Source organism: Tunturibacter empetritectus (assembly GCF_040358985.1).
Lineage (GTDB): Bacteria > Acidobacteriota > Terriglobia > Terriglobales > Acidobacteriaceae > Edaphobacter > Edaphobacter empetritectus.
Genome location: NZ_CP132932.1, coordinates 779620 through 794406 on the forward strand (window position 1 = coordinate 779620; position 14787 = coordinate 794406).

15 protein-coding genes are annotated in these 14787 nt (G+C 60.5%); 8 read left to right on the forward strand and 7 right to left on the reverse strand.

The window, feature by feature from the left end; translation table 11 throughout:
- The first annotated feature begins 304 nt into the window (after positions 1-304).
- The 4 genes from RBB75_RS03205 (at position 305) to RBB75_RS03220 (ending at position 3932) form a co-directional block, all read left to right on the forward strand.
- Positions 305-925: a shikimate kinase gene (locus RBB75_RS03205; RefSeq protein ID WP_179639310.1), complete on the forward strand. Its 621-nt coding sequence runs from the start codon at positions 305-307 to the stop codon at positions 923-925.
- A 290-nt stretch (positions 926-1215) separates the two neighbouring features.
- Positions 1216-2199 carry an AI-2E family transporter gene (locus tag RBB75_RS03210; protein ID WP_353070350.1) on the forward strand — a complete coding sequence of 328 codons (984 nt, stop codon included), beginning with the start codon at positions 1216-1218 and terminating at the stop codon, positions 2197-2199.
- A gap of 134 nt (positions 2200-2333) precedes the next feature.
- The gene (locus RBB75_RS03215) at positions 2334-2939 is read left to right on the forward strand and encodes a hypothetical protein (protein WP_179639311.1); all 606 of its coding nucleotides are present in this window, start codon (positions 2334-2336) and stop codon (positions 2937-2939) included.
- A 219-nt stretch (positions 2940-3158) separates the two neighbouring features.
- Entirely contained in the window at positions 3159-3932 is a 774-nt protein-coding gene (locus RBB75_RS03220) for an RsmE family RNA methyltransferase (protein WP_179639312.1), read from the forward strand.
- Positions 3933-3939: 7 nt separating this feature from the next.
- Here RBB75_RS03220 and RBB75_RS03225 read toward each other — a convergent pair whose 3' ends face one another.
- The 7 genes from RBB75_RS03225 to RBB75_RS03255 all read right to left on the reverse strand — a co-directional run bounded on the left by RBB75_RS03225 (position 3940) and on the right by RBB75_RS03255 (position 10838).
- The gene (locus RBB75_RS03225) at positions 3940-5148 is read right to left on the reverse strand and encodes a permease (protein ID WP_257031140.1); all 1209 of its coding nucleotides are present in this window, start codon (positions 5146-5148) and stop codon (positions 3940-3942) included.
- Complete coding sequence (locus RBB75_RS03230; protein ID WP_179639313.1) at positions 5148-5381, reverse strand: hypothetical protein; 234 nt, start codon at positions 5379-5381, stop codon at positions 5148-5150. Before RBB75_RS03230 ends, RBB75_RS03225 begins: the two co-directional genes overlap by 1 nt.
- 215 nt (positions 5382-5596) lie before the next feature.
- Positions 5597-6745, reverse strand: a complete 1149-nt coding sequence (dnaJ, locus tag RBB75_RS03235; RefSeq protein WP_179639314.1) for a molecular chaperone DnaJ — start codon at positions 6743-6745, stop codon at positions 5597-5599.
- 336 nt (positions 6746-7081) lie between these two features.
- Positions 7082-7666 (reverse strand): nucleotide exchange factor GrpE, encoded by a 585-nt coding sequence (locus RBB75_RS03240; RefSeq protein ID WP_179639315.1) that lies wholly within the window; start codon positions 7664-7666, stop codon positions 7082-7084.
- A gap of 451 nt (positions 7667-8117) precedes the next feature.
- Positions 8118-9194 carry a heat-inducible transcriptional repressor HrcA gene (hrcA, locus tag RBB75_RS03245; protein ID WP_353069487.1) on the reverse strand — a complete coding sequence of 359 codons (1077 nt, stop codon included), beginning with the start codon at positions 9192-9194 and terminating at the stop codon, positions 8118-8120.
- A gap of 185 nt (positions 9195-9379) precedes the next feature.
- Positions 9380-10213 carry an Mrp/NBP35 family ATP-binding protein gene (locus tag RBB75_RS03250; protein WP_353070351.1) on the reverse strand — a complete coding sequence of 278 codons (834 nt, stop codon included), beginning with the start codon at positions 10211-10213 and terminating at the stop codon, positions 9380-9382.
- 103 nt (positions 10214-10316) lie between these two features.
- The gene (locus tag RBB75_RS03255; RefSeq protein WP_353069488.1) at positions 10317-10838 is read right to left on the reverse strand and encodes an acyl-CoA thioesterase; all 522 of its coding nucleotides are present in this window, start codon (positions 10836-10838) and stop codon (positions 10317-10319) included.
- 193 nt (positions 10839-11031) lie between these two features.
- Here RBB75_RS03255 and RBB75_RS03260 point away from each other — a divergent pair, with 193 nt between their 5' ends.
- From RBB75_RS03260 to RBB75_RS03275, 4 genes are all read left to right on the forward strand, one after another.
- Complete coding sequence (locus RBB75_RS03260; protein ID WP_353069489.1) at positions 11032-11343, forward strand: tetratricopeptide repeat protein; 312 nt, start codon at positions 11032-11034, stop codon at positions 11341-11343.
- A gap of 104 nt (positions 11344-11447) precedes the next feature.
- Positions 11448-12992 (forward strand): sigma 54-interacting transcriptional regulator, encoded by a 1545-nt coding sequence (locus tag RBB75_RS03265; RefSeq protein WP_353069490.1) that lies wholly within the window; start codon positions 11448-11450, stop codon positions 12990-12992.
- 70 nt (positions 12993-13062) lie between these two features.
- Positions 13063-13482 (forward strand): hypothetical protein, encoded by a 420-nt coding sequence (locus RBB75_RS03270; RefSeq protein ID WP_353069491.1) that lies wholly within the window; start codon positions 13063-13065, stop codon positions 13480-13482.
- A 9-nt stretch (positions 13483-13491) separates the two neighbouring features.
- Positions 13492-14736, forward strand: a complete 1245-nt coding sequence (locus RBB75_RS03275; RefSeq protein WP_179639321.1) for a vWA domain-containing protein — start codon at positions 13492-13494, stop codon at positions 14734-14736.
- Positions 14737-14787 lie beyond the last annotated feature (51 nt).

Sequence of the window (14787 nt, forward strand, 5' to 3'; positions counted from 1 at the left end):
ATCTATGTTATTTATCCGGAAAACGGGCATCTCGCGGCCCCCCGCATTCTGCTACCAACCGCTACCAACCCCTTGCACTACCCCAAACCCCCGGTGTATCGTCTTACCAGCATGTCGAGCCGCTTCCAGTTCGCTTTTTTTACCTGCTCCTATTGGCGCCATCCAGCGGCCAGTGGAGTCCTCGCATGCATCTCTGAAAAAACCTAAAAACTTCAGAGTCTTCGACCTTCCCGAGCCGCAACCCACACCAGGTTGCGGCTCTTTCGTTTTCCGCAACGTTTTACAGGCACACTAAGGAGAGGCAATGACGTCCACCGAACCCGATACGCAAACCAAGCCCGAGCCCGAGACCCAAATCAAGACCCCAACCGAGATCATGACCCAAGCCCTAGCCCACCTCAAACGCCTCGTCCTCACCGGCTTCATGGGAGCAGGCAAATCCACCATCGGCCGCCTCCTCGCCGCCCGCATCGGCTGGAACTTCCTCGACCTCGACGCCCACCTCGAGTCCCGCACCAACGCCACCATCCCTCAGCTCTTCGAGCAGCAAGGTGAAGCCCGCTTCCGCCGCCTCGAATCCACAGCCCTCGCCTCCGCCCTTGGTTACAGCAACATCGTCCTCGCCCTCGGCGGAGGAACCCCCGAAGACCTCACCAACCGCCTCCTCCTCGAACAAACCCCCGCCACCTTCACCATCTTCCTCGACGCCCCCTTCCCCACCCTCTTCGACCGCTGCATGCTACAGGACCTCGGTCGTCCCAACGCCCGCCCCGTCCTCGAAGACCCCGCCGCCGCCCAGATCCGCTTCGAGCGCCGCCACCCCCTCTACCGCCGCATGGCCGCACTCACCATAGCCACCGCCGACCAGACTCCCGCCCAGACCGTCGAAGCCCTCCTCCTCGCCCTGACTCAAAGCAGGAGTTAGAGCCGTCCTCCCTTTGTTGTCATTCCCGAAGGGAATCTGCATTTGCAGTTTCTACACTAGTAGGCAAATTGCCATAGACATCAACAAAGAGCCGCCATTTCGATCGAAGGCAGCGCACTCTGCTCAACCAAACCCCGGACTCAAACTCCGCACTCCCGCACCTAAGCAGTGAAAGCGCACAATATCTGCATCTCAACGTCAGCACCCACAGGAGAACCCGGCTGACCAACCCCACGCCCGACGACCTCACACCCTACGAGAAAAAAAACCGCGCCCAGGTCCGCGGCAACATCCTCTTCTTCTTCGCCGTCATCCTCCTGCTCGCCCTCGCCTGGACCCTCCAGAAAGAGCTGCTGATCCTCTACGTCAGTGCTCTCTTCGCCGTCGTCCTCATGCCCGCAGTCAAGCGCATCCGTCAGTTGAAGATCCGCAACTACCAGCCCTCCCGCGGCGTTGCCATCGTCATCCTCATCGCTGCCGTCGCCGGCGTTCTCGCCCTCTTCTTCACCACCGGCCTACCGCCTGTCCTCAGCGACCTCCGCAACTTCTCCGCCGAGCTGCCCCAGCGCATCCCCGAGGTCGTCGCCCGCATCAAGAAGCTCCCCCTCGCCGACAAGTTCGGCATCGACTCCCTCGCCCAGCGCGCCGCCGGAGCCTTCGACGCCACCGCCACCTATCTCTTCACCTCGCTCCCCCTCTGGCTCTCCCACCTCTTCGACATCCTCACCGCCGCCTTCCTCTGCATCTACTTCATGCTCGAAGGCGAGCACGCCTACCAGTTCTTCCTCTCCCTCTTCCCCAGCGCCGATCGCCCCCGCCTCAACGCCACTCTAAAAAAAGCTGAGAGCAAGATCAGCAAGTGGCTCCTTGGCCAGGGACTCCTCATGCTCATCCTCGGAGTCTCCAGCACCATCGTCTTCGGCCTCCTTCACGTCCGATACTTCCTCCTCCTCGGCTTCCTCATGGGCCTCTTCAACATCATCCCCATCGCCGGCGGAGTCATCACCATCATCATCGCCGCCGGGGTCGCCGCCCTCGACTCCTGGACCAAGATGGCCAGCGTCCTCCTCTTCTACGCCATCTACATCAACGTCGAAAACGCCGTCCTCACCCCCCGCATCATGCGCTCCAGCGTCAACCTCATGGGCCTCACCGTCCTGGTAGCCCTGCTCCTCGGAACCGCCCTCGCCGGCATCGTCGGAGCCCTCGTCTCAGTCCCCACCGCCGCCCTCATCACCGTCCTGCTGGAGGAGTACGCCGTCCAAAAGGAATGATCCCCCGCCTGCAACTTTTGTGGTACGCTCACCGCATTCCCATCTCCGTCACTATTTACAGACTCGCACCACCAACGTTAGGTTAAATTCCAGCTCTTTTAATCTTCTGAAAACCAACCGCCCTTGCTATTCTCATGCCAGTGTCAGATCTCAAGTTTGCCCAACCCGCTCGCAGCAACCTGTTGGCTCCGGTCCTTCTGGCGTTTCTGATCCTTGGCATCACCCTCGCCCTGGTCATGCGCTTCACCCCGCATAAGACCGCCGATCTCGACATCCTCCACACCAACGTCTACTCCGCCCACACCGTCTTCAAAGGCGAGTCCATCCTCGTCGGCCACGACCGGGGCCAGGACGACCTCTACGTCCTCACCACCCTCCGCATCACCGACGGCCTCCGCCTCCCCCTCTTCCTCAAAGACTTCACCGCCACCCTCACCACCGGCGACGGCGAAGAGATCACCACCAGCGCCGTCGAAAAAGACGACCTTCCCAGCGTCTTATCCGCTTTCCCCGCACTCAAGCCCCTCGCCTCCGAACCCCTCCTTCGCGAGACCATGATCAACCCCGGCCAATCCGCCGAGGGCATGATTATCCTTCACTTCCCCATATCCCAGGAGGTATGGGACCACCGCCGCACCGCCGCCCTCAACGTCGACCTCTACCATCAGGGCCTTCAGTCCATCATGATCAGCCGCGCCAGCGAAGCGGTCCCAAACCCCGCCACCAAAGTAGCCAACTGACTCAACTGCCCCCTGAGACGCAGCCCACGAACCTTGGGGAACGCACCAATGGAGTCAATTGACGTTGGGACGCACCCACAAAATCCTCAACTTACTTCTGGGGCGCACCACAAATCCCGTCATCCCGACCGAAGCGTAGCGCAGTGGAGGGACATCCGCATTTTGCCCGAAGCGCCCCGCCCCCCATGAGAATCCACCATAAAACCGTAAACTAACCCCATGACCCGCCGCCGCTGGATCGCCGACACCTGGACCCCTACCACCGCATCCCTCACCGGCGACCAGGCCGCCCACCTCGCCCGCGTCCTCCGCGCCGAACCCGGCCAGATCTACGACGTCGTCTCCAACGGCTTCCTCCACCGCGCCGAAATCCTCACCGTCTCCGAAAAAGAAGTCCTCTTCACCCTCCACGAAGAGCTCCAGTCCGACGCCGCCCTCCCCCTCCATCTCCTCCTCGCCGTCTTCAAGTTCGACCACATGGAGTGGGCCATCGAAAAAGCCACCGAACTAGGCATCGCAAAGATCACACCCATCCTCGCCCGCCGCACCGAAAAGCACCTCGCGCAATCCGCTCTCAAGCGTTCCGAACGCTGGCGCCGCATAGCTCTCGAAGCCAGCAAGCAATCCCGCCGCACCGACATCCCCGAGATCGCCGACCCCACCCCACTGAAGTCCGCCCTGGAAAGCGAAAAATCCCCCACCCGCATCCTCCTATCCGAAACCGAGCAGACCCAAACCCTGACCGCCGCCCTCGAAGGAGCATCACCCGCCACAAAAGACCGGGTGCCCCATCCTTCGCAGTCTCACCGCGAAGGGTGGGAGGTAGACCGTCAAACCGCCTTAGCCATAGGCCCCGAAGGCGGCTGGACCCCCGAAGAGATGTCCCTCTTCACCACCCATCAATGGCAGCCCGTCACCCTCGGCCCCCGCATCCTCCGCGCCGAAACCGCCGCCATAGCCGCCATCGCCATAGCCGCCACCCACCTCGCCTAATCCACGCCTATCCATGCGAATCCGCGCCCGCCGCCGGATGCGTATGCGAGTGCTCCAATCCCGTCTTCTGCGGCTCCCCCATCATCCGCAGCATCGCCGGACCGCCCGTCCTCAGGAACCGCACCACTAACAGCGCCGCCACCACCAGAAATCCAAGATTCAGCCACGTCGTATAGTTCCACGAGATCGCCTCCTCCATCACCCGCGCGTTCCTCTGCTGTGGAATCAGGTGCAGCCACCCAAACACAAACTCCACCACCAGCGCCGCCACCGCCATCGCCGCATAGAACGTCACAAACAGGAATGCGCTAACCTTCCACCCGTAATACTTACGATAGATATTCAGAATCGGCAGAATAATCAAATCCGCAAACAGAAACGCGATCACGCCCCCAAAGCTGATCCCACCGTTCCACAGCACCGCCGCCAGCGGCACATTGCCCACCGAGCACACAAACGAGACCACCGCCACCGCCGGCCCCACCAGCGGACCCCACAACTTCGCCAGCACCGGATGCCCCGCAAAGAAGAACGTCTGCCAGAACTGCTTCGGCACCCATGCCGCCAACGCTCCCGCAATCAGCAGCCCCACCCCGATATCCAGCCACAGCGACGCCCAGTCCATCACAAAGAAGTGGCTGATCGCCGTCCGCCCCTTCTCCGACGCCGCCCGCTGCCACAGCGTTCCCTCATGCACGCTCATGTCCATGGCCGCATGCCCCTCCATGCGCCCTGCGACGCCCCGGTCCGCCTGCTCCCGCGCCGCCTCCACCAGCCCGCGCCGCAGAAACAATCGGAACAACACCACCAGCACCCAGATCATCAGCGGCCCGCCCACAAACTCCGCCAGCGTAAACCGCCAACCCATCAGCACCGCCAGCAGAATCCCCAGCTCCATCACCAGGTTCGTCGACGCAAACTGAAACGCCATCGCAGCCGTAAAGTTCGCGCCCTTGCGGAACATCGACCGCGCCAGCGCCACCGCCGCATACGAGCACGACGAACTCGCTGCCCCCAGCCCGCACGCCTTCACAATTGTCCCCGCACGGTCATCCGGCAGCAGCCCGGACATCTCCTCCTTCGACACCACCGCCTGCACCACCGCTGACAGCAGAAATCCCAGAATCAACGCCCAAAGAATCTCCCACCCCATCGTCAACGACATCCTCAGAGCATGCCAGATCGCCAACAGCATCCACACCCCCGTCGAGCACATTAGCCCATCCAGCAAGCGGTCAGCGCCCCCACCACAAAGCCGTCATCGACCGAGCACCAAAGCTTCATAGTGAGATGCGCAAGAGAGGCTCCCGCATCCTGCCTTTGCTCCCTGCCAGCCGTCCCAAGCCGGGTGCCCCATCCTTTCGCGGCCTCATCGCGATAGGGTGGGGTATTCGCGCCGGCAGGCGCGAACCGCTCTCCTCCCCAAGCCCATCCTCGCTCCAAAGCCACAAAACGTCACCGTCGCGCTGACCAGTTTCCAGCTGACTAGCTAACCCAGCTGACCGCAGTTTCTTTGTTGTCATCCCCGAAGGGGATTTGCGTCTGCTGTTGCAGTTGCACTTGCACTTGCAGTTGCTTTTGTCATTGCACCTGCGTTGCCGTTGCTCGTCTTTTACGCTAACCCGCTAACTAGCTAACGCGCTGACCACCTGACTCGCTGCCTCTCAGCTGAACATATCCTTCACCTTGTCGAACAGCCCACGCGACGTCGGCGTATTCTCCACCACCATCATCTCGTCCAGCTGCTTCAACAACTCCCGCTGCTGCTTGGTCAGCTTGCCCGGCGTCTGCACCCGAATCTCCACGATCAGATCGCCCTTCCCATGCGAGTTCAAATGCGGCACACCCTTGCCCTTCAGCTTGAACGCCTTCCCATTCTGCGTCCCCTCAGGAACCTTGATCGTCGCCGCACCCTCCAGCGTCTGAATCTCAAGCTCCGTCCCCAGCGCAGCCTGCGGGAACGAGATCGGCATCACGCAATGCAGATCATCCCCATCGCGCTCAAAGAACTTGTGCGCCTTCACATTCAGCACAACGTAAAGATCACCAGCAGGTCCCGCAAACTTGCCCGCCTCACCCTCGCCCGAGTAGCGAATCCGCGTATCCTGCTCCACACCCGCCGGCACCTTCACCATAATCGTGTGCTCGCGTTGTATCCGCGTCTCGCCCTTGCAGGTCTGGCAAGGATCAACAATCAGCGTCCCCGTCCCTCCACACACCGAGCAGGTCCGCGCCACCGAAAAGAACCCCTGCTGAAACCTCTGCTGCCCGCGGCCGCCGCATTGCGTACAAGTCACCGGAGCCTTACCCCGCGACGCACCCGAGCCCTTGCAGTCGATGCAGGTCTCCATCCGCCGGATCGTGATCTCCTTCTCCTTGCCGAAGACTGCCTCTTCAAACTCCAGCTTCATGTCGTACCGCAGATCGCGTCCGCGCTGCACCCGTGAAGCCTGCTGGCGACCATTGCCGCCCATGTTGAACATCTCGCCGAAGAGATCGCCGAAGATATCTCCCAGGTCCTGCGGATTGCCGCTGAACCCACCACCAAATGGACCACCGGCCCCGCCGCCGTTCTGAAACGCCGCATGACCATACCGGTCATAGGCCGCGCGCTTCTCCACATCGCTCAGCACCGAGTAGGCCTCGCCGCACTCCTTGAACTTCTCCTCAGCCTCAGGATTGTTCGGGTTCCGGTCCGGGTGGTACTGCATGGCAAGCTTGCGATAGGCAGTCTTCAACTCCTGATCGCTCGCATCCCGCGAAACACTCAATACTTCGTAGTAGTCAACCTTCGTCACGTTTGCCGTCGCCATATCCCTGAAAGTCTCTTTCTAATCTGTGTTGCCGTGCAGTTGCGACTGATGCGTGCTGGTATTCATTTACAGTTACTGCGGTGTACTCTCATCCCCAACCGGCCAATACTCATCGGGTGCCCCATCCATCGCGTTCCTGCGATGGGTGGGAAAGTACGCCTTCACTCAGCCGCATCTTGTCGTTGCTCTTGCCCTTTTCCTGTCATCCCGCAAGCATTTATTTCTGTCGTTGCAGTTGCAATTGTCTTTGCCTCTAGGTACCCCAAGGCTTCATCCTTGGGCCTCTCTACAAAAAGAAAACGAGGGGCTTTAGCCCCTGGGGTATGCCCTCTTCTCCTAATCCGCAACCTGATTCGGATTCGCGGCAATCCTCACCAGCGCCGGCCGCAATAGCTTCTCGCGGATACTGTACCCCCGCCGAATCTCCTCCAACACCTGGTGGTCCGGGAACTCCTTGGTTTCGATGCTCCCCAGGGCCTCATGGATTCGAGGGTCAAACTGCGTCCCCACCGTCTCCACCGCCTGAACATTCAACCCCTTCAGCGCATCTTCCATCTGCTTCAGAATCAGCTCCACACCGCCCCGCAACTGCTCTTTCGTCCCATTCGCCTTCAGCGCCAGCTGAAAGTTGTCCATCACGCCCAGAAACGGCTCAACCGTATTTGAAACCGTATAGTCCCGCGAATCCGCTCGCTCCTTCGCCTCACGCTTGCGAGCATTGTCGAACTCGGCCTGCAGCCGCGCTAGTCGGTCCAGCAGCTGATTCCGTTCGCCCTTCACCTGCTCCAGCTCCGCCTGAGCGGGGCTCACCTCATTAATCGGCTCAACCTCAGAACCCACAGCCACCTCCGGCTCCATCGTTCCCTGCCCAGTCGTTTCCTGTTCCGCCATCTGATCCTGCATCTTCTTTGAACTCCTCATCGTGTTACCTCTTCCATTGTTGCCCATCCGAGCCCATCGCGCGAACTGCTCCCTGGCATTCATCCTAAAAACCTCGCTTGCCGTCCGCAAAACCCAGTTATGTCTTCGCCTTTGTTCGGCTAGCAAAGCCCATATCCCGACGTTGTGCCTTTGCTGTCATCCTGAGCGCAGCGAAGGATCCCGACGAACTCCGCCCTGCCAAGACGCTCGTACCTTTCCACCCTCGTCAAGCCATTGTCTGTTCTTAATACCCTCTCACCCGGCAAGAAAATAAATCTTAAAACCTTGGCGTATTTTTAATCGCTCAAAACTATGCGGCGAACATCCACACTCAGCCACGCAAAACACCACATCCACACCACAAATTCACCACGTCCAAACACCTTATTCTCTTAAAAACACCGGCAAAAACCACACCCCGACCACGCCAGAAAAAAATCACTCCCCAAAATCAATCTACCGGATGCAGCATCCGGTCAAAGACCTGCGCAATATAGCTCACCGCATTCATCGTATTCTCGTAGTGCATCCGCTTCGGCCCAATCACGCCCACCGTACCACGGCTCTCTCCACCCATCCGCGCCGGCGCAGCAATCAGCACAAGTCCCGCCATTTCAGGAGCTTGCTCCTCCAGGTCAAACACCACCCGCACACTCTCCTGCCGCGCATCGATGTAGGCATTCAACAACTCCACCAGCCGTTGCTTCGCCTCGAGCGCCGTCAAAACCTCTCGCAGCTTCTCCCTATCCTCTTGAGAACCAACAAGATTCGCCACCCCATCCACATAAACCGTCTGCAGCGGCACCCCAGCCTCCGGCACCGCCCTCATCCAAAGCTGCTGCACAGAATTCAGCAATCTCTGATACTCGCTCTTCTCCCGCTCCACCAGCCGCGCAATCTCTGCCCGAACCCGCTCCACGCTCCATCCGCGAAAGTTCTCATTCAGAAAATTCGCAGCAACCTCTAACTCCCTCGAAGTCAAGTCTTTATCGAGCGCAAGCACCCGGTCCCGCACCAGCCCGCTGCGCGTCACCACCACCGCCAGCACCCGCGCCGGAGCCAGCCGCGAAAAGTGCACATGCTCCAGCATGTCCCCATCCGCAGCCGCAGCAATGGCCACGCCTACCCCGCTCGACAAGGTAGCCAGCACATGCGAGGTCCTCTCCAACACCGCCTGCGTTCCCGCAACTCCAACAAAACTCGAGTCAATCTGCGAACGCGACCGAGCCGACAAACGCGCCGCATCAATCCTCGGGTTCACCCCGCCACTCAACTGCTCCACAAACATCCGGAACGCCCTAGCCGTAGGCACCCGCCCAGCCGAGGTATGCGGCTGCTCCAGCAAACCCGCATCCGCCAGTTCCGCCATCTCGTTCCGTACTGTCGCCGGGCTAAGCCCAGCACTTTCACCACTTTGTAGACGAGCAATCGTCCCCGACCCAACCGGCTCGCCTGTCTCGATGTAGCTCTCGATGATGGCGGTCAGAATAGCTCTCTGCCGCGCCGTAACCCGCTCCGCATCCGCCATTCATCCCTCCGTCCTTAACTCTACGCCACCCGTCAAGTGCATAAAGCGGTGTCCCGCCGAAGCTCGGGAGCACTCTTCAAGCCGACCAACGGGAGGCCCAACGCAGCTAATACACCCAGACAAGGTACACGCCCCACGAAGTGGGCGCCCTCCGCGCAGGAGGCCCGTCCGGCAGGACAAGGCACTTACGAGATCTCCAGCACATCCTCCGTCTTAGCAGCAATCGCCTTGGCTCTCTCCGCCACCTTAGCCGCAATCAAGTAGAAATCCTTGGCCAACTTCGAATCCGGCCCCGCCAGCGCCACCGGCAGCCCCTTATCTCCCCCCTCGCGAATCTGCGGATCAAGCTCCACGGCCCCAAGAAACTCCAGCCCAAACTGTGCCGCCGTCCGCTCCGTCCCACCCGCGCCAAACACGTCGATCACCTGCCCATCCGGCAATGTCATCAGCGACATATTCTCCACCAGGCCAATTACCTCCACCTTCACCTGGTGAAACATCTCCAACGCCTTCCGCGCATCCTGCAGCGCCACGCCCGACCCCGTCGAAACCACCACAGCCCCCGTCAAAGGCACCGTCTGCACCAGCGAAATCACCACATCCCCCGTACCCGGAGGCAGATCGACAATCAGAAAATCCAAATCCCCCCACTCCACCTGCTGCAGAAACTGCCGAATGATCTGGTGCAGCATCGGCCCCCGCATCACCATGGGCTTATCCCCAGGCGAGATCAGCCCGACAGAAATAAACTTCACTCCATGCGCCAGAATCGGCTCAATCCGATTCTCCCCCACAATATTTGGCTGCCGCGTCACGCCCAACATCATCGGCACATTCGGCCCATAGATATCGGCGTCAATCAACCCAACGCGATACCCCAGCCTCCCCAGCGAAACCGCCAGGTTCACCGCAACCGTCGTCTTACCCACTCCGCCCTTGCCACTGCCAATCGCCACAACATGCGCCACTCCCGGCAAAGGCTGCGGCCCCTGCGGTGCTCCTGCTCCCATATGTCCCATACTCATCCCCTATCCAAACGTCTATAAAGTTGTCATTCTGAGCGGAGCGAAAAACCCCCGCATTTTGCTCACAGAGCGGAACGATGCTGGCTTAGTCGACGCCTCACACATGCCATCCCGCCCCAAGCGACGCCCGCATCTCCTTCTTCCTCTGCGTCTCTCCCGCCCGCATCTCGCGCCGCCGCCCGGCATCTTCAAACCTGCGCTTCTGATGTTCCGTCTCCGGCACCACCTGCGGCACAACCAGCCGGCTTCCCTCGCGATCCACCGCAACAAACGTCAGGTAAGCCGAAGAGACATGCCGCAATCTCTGCTCCCGCACATCCTCCACCATTACGCGCACCCCAATCTCCATCGACGTCCGAAACGCCCGGTTCACACTCGCCTTCAAGATCAGCAACTCCCCAACCCGTACCGGAGCAACAAAATCCAGATGGTCCATACTCGCCGTCACCGTAAATGCCCGGGCATGCCGGCTGGCGGCCATAGCGCCGACCAGATCGATGTACTGCATCAAACGCCCGCCAAACAGGCTCCCCAGCGCATTCGAGTCCGCCGGCAACACGATCTCACTTCGCTCCGACTGCGACTCCGCCACCGTCCGCTCTAAAACCAACTCGCTCATTCCTACAAGTCTAAATCCCCAGAACACCGACCATGGATTCGCACGGATCGAAACACATGAAACACCTTCCAACGCTATCCAAGCCGTCGATCCGCCCCTTCTCCGTTTTCAATCGTCTTTAGTCGTCTAATCCGTGTTACTCCGCGCCAATCCGCGGTCGGCACTCCGTCGTAAGACCCACTAAAATCCACTTATGGACAAGATCGCCGCTCTCACCGAGATCCTCACCGCCGACCCCACCAACGCCTTCGCCCGCTACGGCCTCGCCATGGAGCACATCAGCCAGGGCCACACCGACACCGCCCTCGCCGAGTTCACCACCCTCATCCACCACAGCCCCGACTACGTCCCCGCTTATCAGATGTCCGCCCAGACCCTCGCCAAACTAGGCCGCACCGACGAAGCCCTCGACCGCCTCCACCACGGCATCGCCACCGCCAACCGCACCAACAACCAGCACGCCCTCGCCGAAATGGAAGCCCTCCGCGACGACCTCACCACCTGACCCCGTACGAACGCATCTGCGTTTCACATCGAAATTTGCAAGCGCATTTGTTCATACGCAGAGCGTCTGAACCCTTGATCAACGCCAAACATCTATACTTAGACATGGCGACCACACTCCCGACCACCCTAGGCTCTCTCCGCGCAAGCGAGTTCACCCCAGCCCGCCTCGCCCGCAGCGTCAAAGACGAGCTCCGTGAAAATCTAATCGCCAAACTTCGCGCCTCCGCCCAATCGAAGGAAGGCAACAAAGCCCCGCTCTTCCCCGGCATCGTCGGCTACGAGGACACGGTGGTCCCCCAGATCGTCAACGCCGTCCTCTCGAAGCATAACTTCATCCTCCTCGGCCTCCGCGGCCAAGCAAAATCCCGCATCCTCCGCTCCCTCACCACGCTGCTCGACCCGCACTGCCCCTACATCGCCGGCTCCGAGATCCGCGACAATCCCTACGCCCCCATCTCCAGGTTCAGCCGCGACCTCATCGCGCGCCTCGGAGAAGACACGCCCATAGCGTGGCTTACACCAAATGACCGCTTCGTCGAAAAGCTAGCCACCCCCGACGTGACAGTAGCCGATCTGGTTGGAGATATAGATCCCATCAAGGCCGCCCGCAGCAATCAGGATCTCGGCAGCGAACTCACCATGCACTACGGCCTGCTCCCCCGCGCCAACCGCGGCATCTTCGCCATCAACGAGATCCCCGACCTCGCCGGAAAGATTCAGGTCGCTCTCTTCAACATCATGCAGGAGGGCGATGTGCAGATCAAAGGCTACCCCGTCCGCCTCCCGCTCGACGTAGCCATCGTCTTCTCCGCCAACCCCGAGGACTACACCGCCCGCGGCAAGATCGTGACCCCGCTCAAAGACCGCATCGGCAGCGAGATCCGCACTCACTATCCAGAAAATGTCGAAGAAGGCATCGCCATCACCGCGCAGGAAGCCTGGTCCTCACGCCCAGCCTCCAAGATCGAAATCCCTCATTACATCCGCCAGATCGTCGAACAGATCGCCTTCACCGCCCGCGAAGACAAGAAAGTCGACAAGCGCAGCGGAGTCTCCCAGCGGCTTCCCATCAGCACCATGGAGCTGGTCGTCTCAAACGCCGAACGCCGTGCTCTCCTCCACGACGAAGCCATCGCAGTCCCCCGCGTAGGCGACATCTACACCGCGCTCCCCGGCATCAGCGGCAAGATCGAACTCGAGTACGAAGGCGAGATGCGCGGAGCCGACACCGTCATCCGCGAGATCATCCGCACAAGCGTAGCAACTGTCTTCGACAAGTACTTCGCCGCCACCAACACCCAGCAGATCGAGCAGTGGTTCAACCTCGGCGGCACCGTCCAGCTCAACGACGAGCAACCCTCCAGCGGCTCTCTCGAAGAGCTCAAACAGATTCAGGGCCTCATCGAAAAACTCTCACCGCTCGAGATCAACTCAAAGTCCAAACCCGAGATCACCGTAAGCGCCGCCGAGTTTCTCCTCGAAGGCATGTACGCCCACAAGCGTCTCAGCCGCACCGAAGAGCGCGCCTTCAGCGCCGCCGAAAAGAAATCCCGCAACGATCAGGCCTCGCAGTACGCCGAAAAGATGCGCGACCGCGAGATCGAACGTGACGACTACGCCAAGCGCACCCGCCGCGGCTTCAATTAAAAGCCCTTCTCTATCCGCATGAGGAAAACTCAAGGTAGATTCGGGCTTTCCTCACGTAACGGCTCAAACTATGCTCCTGACCTCCACTCTCGCGCTGCTCGCCCTCGCCGCTCCCCCGGAGAAGCTGCCCCCGCACCTCTCTGCGGACCAACTCAACGACATCGCCACCATCCTCGCCCACGATGAGGGCTGGCCCCTGAGCGACCCCGACTACACCCTCGACCCCATGCATCCCGACACCGATGACGGCTTCGACTCGATCGGCATCTACAAAAAAGCCCATCTAGTCCGCATGTACTCCATCGACCCCACCACCGGCGACGTGGTCGACTTCCTGCGCGGCTGTCAGGTCTTCCGCTTCGACGACATCAAGTCGTTTCAATCGAAGATCAGGCAGCAGTCGCAAGCACCCGCACTCACCGACAAACAGCTCGCAGCCAAGGCAGGCTGCCCGCAACTCACCGTCGTCAACACCCGCTGGGTCCACTAGGCGAAAACTATGAAGCGCGTCCGATACACAAAGTTCACCGGCGACCTCGCCTCCTCTTTCGGCCTCGAAGACCTCATGCAGGCCCTCTCTGACTTTCTGCTCGACTCCGGCTTCAACGACCCCATGTCCCGCTTCCAGGAGTTCGACGGCGACCAGACCATGGAGAACCTCCGCGAAGCCATACGCCAAGCCCTCGACTCCGGCGAACTCTTCGACGATGAAGCCCAGGAAAAATACGAAGCCCTCTCCGAAGAACAGGTCGAAGAACTCATCGACCAGATCATCCAGAAGATGCAGGAGCAGAACTTTATCAACGCCGAGATGCCCCAGCAAGGCCAGGGCGAACAAGGCGACGGCGACGGCGACGCCCGCTTCGAGGTCACCGACAAGGGCATGGACTTCCTCGGCTACAAAGCCCTACGCGAACTCCTCGGCCCCCTCGGCAAATCCAACCTTGGCCGTCACGACACTCGCCACGAAGCCGCCGGCGTCGAGACTAACGGCAGCAGCAAGCTCTATGAGTTCGGCGACACCCTGAATCTCGACATCACCGCCACCCTCTCAAGCGTCTTCGCCCGCGAAGGGCTCGCTACCGCCATCGAAGGCGAAGAGCATGCGCCGCTCAACATCTACCACTCCGACATCCACGTCCATCAGTCCGACTACCAATCCTCCTGCGCCACCGTCGTCCTGCTCGACTGCTCCCACTCGATGATCCTCTACGGTGAGGACCGCTTTACCCCCGCCAAGCGCGTCGCCATGGCCCTCTCACACCTCATCCGCACCCAATTCCCCGGTGACACCCTCAACCTCGTCCTCTTCCACGACACCGCCGAAGAGATCCCCGTCTCACAACTCTCCCGCGTCAAGGTCGGCCCGCACTACACCAACACTCGCGAAGGCCTTCGCATGGCGCAGCGTATCCTCGCCCGCCAGAATAAAGACATGAAGCAGATCGTCATGATCACCGACGGCAAGCCCTCCGCCCTCACCCTCCCCGACGGTCGCATCTACAAGAACGCCTTCGGTCTCGACCCCCTCGTCATCTCCGAGACCCTCGAAGAAGTCTCCCGCTGCAAGCGCTCCAACATCATGATTAACACCTTCATGCTCGCCAGCGACTTCTCCCTCGTGCAGTTCGTCCAGCAGGTCAGCGCGATGTGCCGCGGCAAAGCTTACTTCACCACCCCCGAAAATCTAGGCAACTATCTCCTGATGGACTTCATGTCCCGCCGCATGAAAACCGTGCATTAAACTCCCTCCGACCAACGGGAGGACCAAGCGAAGCGGTATACCAGTCACGAA